Here is a 5,600-nt window from a genome sequence, read left to right as displayed (position 1 = left end):
GGCCGCCTGCGCGTGTTCCTGTGGGCGACGCTGCCGCAGGTGCTGCCGCAACTGCTGTCGTACAGCCTCTACCGGTGGGAGAACAACATCCGCGCGGCAGCGGTGCTGGGCGTGGTGGGGGCGGGCGGCCTGGGCCAGATGCTGTACTACCACCTGGGCCTGTTCCAGATGCACGAGACCTGCACGGTGCTGCTCGCGATGATCGCGCTGGTCGCGATCGTCGATGYAGTGTCGTTCGCCGCGCGGCGCGTCCTGGGCCGATGACCCTAGGTTCCGATGGCCCGGAGCACCTCGTAGCAAGCCCCCATCGTGTCGGCATCCGTCTCCCCGGCCGGGCTCCCCGCGTCGCCGAGCGGGCGGTTGTCCTGCGACAGGACCCGGTGCCAGCCCCCGTGCGGATGGTCGACGAAATGCGCCCAGCTGTGCTCCCAGAGGCGGTCGTACCAATCCCAGTAGCCGCCCTCGCCGGTGCGCACCGCCAGCCCGGCGGCGGCGGCCAGCGCCTCGGCCTGTACCGAGGCGTGCTTGTCGTGGTCGACGACCGCGCGGTCCGCTGCGAAGCCGCGGAACAAGCCGCCGTGCTTCGCATCCCAGTTGTGCTGCGTCGCGGCCGCGAACAACTCGCGCGCCCGCGGCAGGAGCCAGTCGCTCGCCCGGTGCCGGTCCAGCATCAGCAACAGCCTGGCCCACGCCGCATGGTGTCCCGTCTGGAAGCCCGGCGGCCGGGAGCGATTGCCGGCGTCGTCGCCGTGATCGCCCCGGTCGATCGACCAGTCGAGCCGGTAGTGCTCCCAGACCAGCCCGTGCGACAGCGCCGCCAGCCGCTGCGTGACCGAGCGCGCGAGCGTCTCGGCGCGGTCGAGGAAGCGGCTCTCGCCGGTCGCCTCGAATGCCGCCAGCATCGCCTGGCAGGCGCGCAGGTTCGCGTTCTGCCCGCGGTACGGCGCGAGCTTCCAGTCGGCACTCGCTTCGTCGGCATACAGCCCGTGCGCCGGCTCCCAGAAGTGCTGCTCCAGCAAGCCGAAGGTCTCGTGCAGCCCGAGCCGGGCGTCCTCGATGTCGGCCCTCAGCGCCTGTGCGTGCGCCAGCAGCACGAAGGCGAGGCCTTCGCAGCGGTTCGTCGCGTCGAGCACGTCGCGCTCGCCGTAGTTGCCGCCGGCACCGTGCCAGCGCACCTGCCACGCATAGCCGCCGGTGTCGGCGTCGCGGTGCGCATCACGCAGGAAACGCAGCCCGTGGCGCGTCGCCTCGCGCCATTCCGGGCGGCCGAAGTGCCGCGCCGCCATCGCATGGTTGACGACGCAGCACGCGCTGCCGACGAGCTCGCGCGTCTCGCGGTCACTGACCGTGCCGTCGTCATGGAAGAACTGGAAGAAGCCGCCGCTCGGGTCGCGGCTGCGGCCCTCGCGCAACGACATCGTGTCGAGGACGTGCCGGCGCAGGAAGTCGGGTGAGCGGAAGTCGATGATCGGTGTCATGCACTGCCTCCTCGCGTCGTCCTCGCGGACGTACGGTTGACATCACCCCACGGTGCTCACCCCATGGGCTTCACCCCACCACGCGCTGCTCGCTCTTCGCGTCGAACAGGTGCGCATCCTCCGGCTGCCAGCGCAGGTGCACGCTGTCGCCCACATGCTGGTGCACCTTTCCGGCCACGCGTGCCGTCAGCTTGCCGACCGCCGTGTCGACCATCGCATAGGTCTCCGGCCCGGTCGGCTCCAGCATGCTGATCGTGCCCGCCAGTCCCTGCTCGGCGAACGACAGGCTCTCCGGCCGCAGCCCGTAGCTGATGCCGGCACCGTTGGTCGATTGCAGCGCGCCGCGCTGCGCATCGTTCAGCAGCAGCGGCACGCCCTGCGAGCTCAGGCCGTCGGCCGCACGCTGGCTGTCGATGATGTTCATCGCCGGCGAGCCGATGAACTCGGCGACGAAGCGCGTCGCCGGGCGCGAGTAGATGTCGTCGGGCGTGCCGAACTGCTGCACCAGGCCGTCGCGCATCACCGCGATGCGGTCGCCCAGCGTCATCGCCTCGACCTGGTCGTGCGTCACGTAGACGGTGGTGGTAGCGGTGCGCTGGTGCAGCAGCTTGATCTCGGCGCGCATCTCGACGCGCAGCTTCGCGTCCAGGTTCGACAGCGGCTCGTCGAACAGGAACAGCTTCGGGTTGCGCGCGAGCGCCCGGCCCATCGCGACGCGCTGGCGCTGTCCACCCGACAGCTGGCCCGGCTTGCGGTCGAGCAGGTGCTCGATCTGCAGCATCTTCGAGACGCGCTGGATCGCCTCCTGGCGCTGTGCCTTCGGCACGTTGCGCATCTCGAGGCCGAACGCGATGTTCTGCCCGACGTTCATGTTCGGGTACAGCGCGTAGCTCTGGAACACCATCGCGATGTCGCGGTCCTTCGGCAGCGCGTAGGTCACGTCGCGGTCGGCGATGTGGATGCTGCCGGTGGTCGGCGTGTCGAGCCCCGCGATCATCGACAGCAGCGTGCTCTTGCCGCAGCCGGACGGGCCGACCAGGATCAGGAACTCGCCGTTCTCGACCTCGATGTCGATGCCCTTGAGGATCTCCACCGGGCCGTAGCTCTTGCGGACGTTGCGAATTGAAAGTGCACCCATGACGTTTTCTCTTTGAAGCCCGGGCCGGTCAGCCCTTGACGGCGCCGGCGGTGAGGCCGCGCACGAAGTATTTGCCTGCGACGATGTAGACGAACAGCGTCGGCAGCGCGGCGATCATCGCGGCGGCCATGTCGACGTTGTATTCCTTCACCGCGCTGGAGGTGTTGGCCAGGTTGTTCAGGCCGACCGTGATCGGCTTGGACGCGCCGCCCGAGAACACCACGCCGAACAGGAAATCGTTCCAGATGTTCGTGAACTGCCAGATCAGCGTGACCACCACGATCGGCGTCGACAGCGGCAGCACGATGCGCCAGAAGATGCGCCAGAAGCCCGCGCCGTCCAGCATCGCCGCCTTGATCAGCTCGTCGGGCAGGCCGACGTAGTAGTTGCGGAAGAACAGCGTCGTCGACGGCAGGCCGGCGATGATGTGCACCGCGACCAGCCCCCAGATCGAGCTCGCGATGCCGAACCAGCCGAGCACCTGCGACATCGGCAGCAGCACCACCTGCAGCGGCATGAACATGCCGAACAGCATCATCGCGAACATGAACTCGCTGCCGCGGAAGCGCCACTTGCTCAGCACGTAGCCGTTGATCGCGCCGAGCGTGCTCGACACCAGCACCGCCGGCACCACCATCAGCACCGAGTTGAAGAAGAACGGCTTCAGGCCGCCGCAGTCGATGCCGGTGCAGGCGCTCGACCAGGCCTTGGCCCACGAGGCGAAGCTGGGCGCCATCGGCAGCGACAGCAGGTTGCCCTCGCGCACCTCGTTCATGTCCTTCAGCGAGGTCGTGAGCATCACGTACATCGGCAGCAGGAAGACCAGCGCGAACAGCAGCAGCACGGACCACAGCGCCGCGCGGTGCCAGTTGAATTTGTTTCCCATGTCTTGTTCTCTCGGCGGCCGCTCAGCGCTTGCCGCGCAGTTCGGAATAGAGGTAGGGCACGACCAGCGCCGCCACGGTGGCCAGCATGATCGTCGCCGACGCCGCGCCCAGGCCGATCTGGCCGCGCGAGAACGCCATCGTGTACATGAAGGTGGCCGGCAGGTCGGTCGCATAGCCCGGGCCGCCGGCGGTCAGCGCCATCACCAGGTCGAAGCTCTTGATCGCCAGGTGGCTCAGCACCATCAGCGTGCTGAAGAAGACCGGCCGCAGGCTCGGGATGATGATGCGCCAGTAGATGCGCGGCAGGCTCGCGCCGTCGATCTGCGCGGCCTTCAGGATCGAGTCGTCGATGCCGCGCAGGCCGGCCAGGAACAGCGCCATCACGAAACCGGCGCTCTGCCAGACGCCGGCGATCACGACGGTGTAGATCGCCATGTCGGGGTCGATCAGCCAGCTGAAATGGAAGTTCTCGAAACCCCAGCCCTGCATGACCTTCTCGAGGCCCAGACCGGGATTCAGGATCCACTTCCAGGCGGTGCCGGTGACGATGAAGCTCAACGCCATCGGGTAGAGGTAGATGGTGCGCAGCACGCCTTCGACGCGGATCTTCTGGTCGAGCAGGATGGCCAGCAGCAGGCCGATGGCCATGCCGAAGAAGATGAACAGGCCGCCGAAGATGCCGAGGTTCTTCAGCGCGACCCACCAGCGTTCGCTCTCGAACAGGTTGGTGTACTGCTGCAGCCCGATGAATTCATAGTTGGGCAGCAGGCGCGAGGCCGACACCGACAGGTAGCCGTTCCACGCGATCAGGCCGTAGATGAAGAAGAAGGCCAGGAAGAACGACGGTGCGACGACCAGCTTGGGCATCCACTGGCTGAGGCGTACGGAGGCGGAGGATTTCATGGGCGGGCCAACCGGGGGCGGGACGCGAGTATTGCGCCATCCCCGTGCAACAGGAAGACGGCGCCCGAGCGGGCGCCGTCCGAGGCAGGGCTAAAGCCTGATTACTTCGTCTTGGCGGCAGCGACCAGGCGGTCCTGCGCCTGGGCCGACGTGATCTTCTCGTCGTTCCAGAACTGCGACACCACGTCCTTGATCGCGCCTTCGGCAGCCGACGGAACCGCCATGCCGTGGGCGATCGACGGGACCAGCGTGCCGGCCTTCGAGGTCGACACGAAGTCGGCGGCCGAGGTCTTCGCGCAATCGTCGAACTTCTTCAGGTCCATGCCCAGGCGAACCGGGATCGAGCCCTTGTTCAGGTTGAACACTTCCTGGAATTCCGGCGACATGATCGCGGTGGCCAGGYCCTGCTGGGCCTTCTGGTTGGCCGGGTCCTTCAGCTTGAACAGCGCGAAGCTGTCGACGTTGTAGGTGTACGACTTCGCGGTGCCGGGGGCGGCCACGCAGGTGAAGTCCTTGCCCGGGACCTTGCCGGCGGCCAGGAACTCGCCCTTGGCCCAGTCGCCCATGATCTGCATGCCGGCCTCGCCCTTGATCACCATCGCGGTGGCCAGGTTCCAGTCGCGGCCCGGGGCGTTCTTGTCGGTGTAGCCCTTGACCTTGCGGAAGGTCGTCAGCACCTTGTCCATCGTCGCGCTCTTCAGCGAGCCGGCGTCGAGCTGCACCAGGGCCTTCTTGTAGAAGTCCGCACCGCCGACGCCCAGCGCGACAGCCTCGAACGTGGTGAAGTCCTGCCAGTTCTGGCCGCCGTGGGCGATCGGGATGATGCCGGCCTTCTTCAGCGCTTCAGCGGCGACGAAGAACTCGTCCCAGGTGGTCGGCACCTTGGCGCCGGCCTTCTTGAAGGCTTCCGGGTTGGCCCACAGCCAGTTCACGCGGTGCACGTTGACCGGTGCGGCGACGTAGTGGCCCTGGTACTTCAGGCCGTCGGCGATGGCCTTGGGCAGCAGGTCGTCCCACTTGTTGGCCTTGGCGACGTCGTCCATGTTGGCGAGCACGCCTTCCTTGGCCCATTCCTGGATCGACGGGCCCTTGATCTGCGCCGCGGCCGGGGCGTTGCCCGACACCACACGCGACTTCAGCACCGTCATCGCCGAATCACCACCACCACCGGCGACCGCGAAGTCCTTCCAGGTG

General features: G+C 67.4%; 6 protein-coding genes. 1 reads left to right on the top strand and 5 read right to left on the bottom strand.

The features are described 5' to 3' along the window. A partial coding sequence (locus tag AC1D12_RS23045; protein ID WP_477843081.1) for an ABC transporter permease subunit occupies window positions 1-264 on the top strand: 264 nt, incomplete at its 5' end. Between the two features lie 2 nt (window positions 265-266). Here the strand turns inward: AC1D12_RS23045 and AC1D12_RS23040 are convergent. The 5 genes from AC1D12_RS23040 to AC1D12_RS23020 form a co-directional block, all read right to left on the bottom strand. Then, window positions 267-1,478: an AGE family epimerase/isomerase gene (locus AC1D12_RS23040; protein WP_477843079.1), complete on the bottom strand. Its 1,212-nt coding sequence runs from the start codon at window positions 1,476-1,478 to the stop codon at window positions 267-269. A gap of 70 nt (window positions 1,479-1,548) precedes the next feature. Next, window positions 1,549-2,616 carry an ABC transporter ATP-binding protein gene (locus AC1D12_RS23035; protein ID WP_047513351.1) on the bottom strand — a complete coding sequence of 356 codons (1,068 nt, stop codon included), beginning with the start codon at window positions 2,614-2,616 and terminating at the stop codon, window positions 1,549-1,551. 28 nt (window positions 2,617-2,644) lie between these two features. After that, the gene (locus AC1D12_RS23030) at window positions 2,645-3,502 is read right to left on the bottom strand and encodes a carbohydrate ABC transporter permease (RefSeq protein ID WP_047513348.1); all 858 of its coding nucleotides are present in this window, start codon (window positions 3,500-3,502) and stop codon (window positions 2,645-2,647) included. A 22-nt stretch (window positions 3,503-3,524) separates the two neighbouring features. After that, window positions 3,525-4,406: a carbohydrate ABC transporter permease gene (locus tag AC1D12_RS23025; RefSeq protein WP_465111664.1), complete on the bottom strand. Its 882-nt coding sequence runs from the start codon at window positions 4,404-4,406 to the stop codon at window positions 3,525-3,527. A 101-nt stretch (window positions 4,407-4,507) separates the two neighbouring features. After that, the coding region (locus AC1D12_RS23020) for an ABC transporter substrate-binding protein (protein WP_477843077.1) at window positions 4,508-5,600 on the bottom strand (1,093 nt) is incomplete at its 5' end.

Source organism: Rhizobacter sp. P1_G5, from assembly GCF_056405435.1.
The sequence above is the reverse complement of the archived record's forward strand: the minus strand, read 5'-3'. Positions and strand labels throughout refer to the sequence as shown.

Bases quoted from the DNA above. Each gene is read 5' to 3' on its own strand.
- AC1D12_RS23025 (WP_465111664.1), bottom strand. From the start codon at position 4,406: ATGAAATCCTCCGCCTCCGTACGCCTCAGCCAGTGGATGCCCAAGCTG.
- AC1D12_RS23030 (WP_047513348.1), bottom strand. From the start codon at position 3,502: ATGGGAAACAAATTCAACTGGCACCGCGCGGCGCTGTGGTCCGTGCTG.
- AC1D12_RS23040 (WP_477843079.1), bottom strand. From the start codon at position 1,478: ATGACACCGATCATCGACTTCCGCTCACCCGACTTCCTGCGCCGGCAC.
- AC1D12_RS23035 (WP_047513351.1), bottom strand. From the start codon at position 2,616: ATGGGTGCACTTTCAATTCGCAACGTCCGCAAGAGCTACGGCCCGGTG.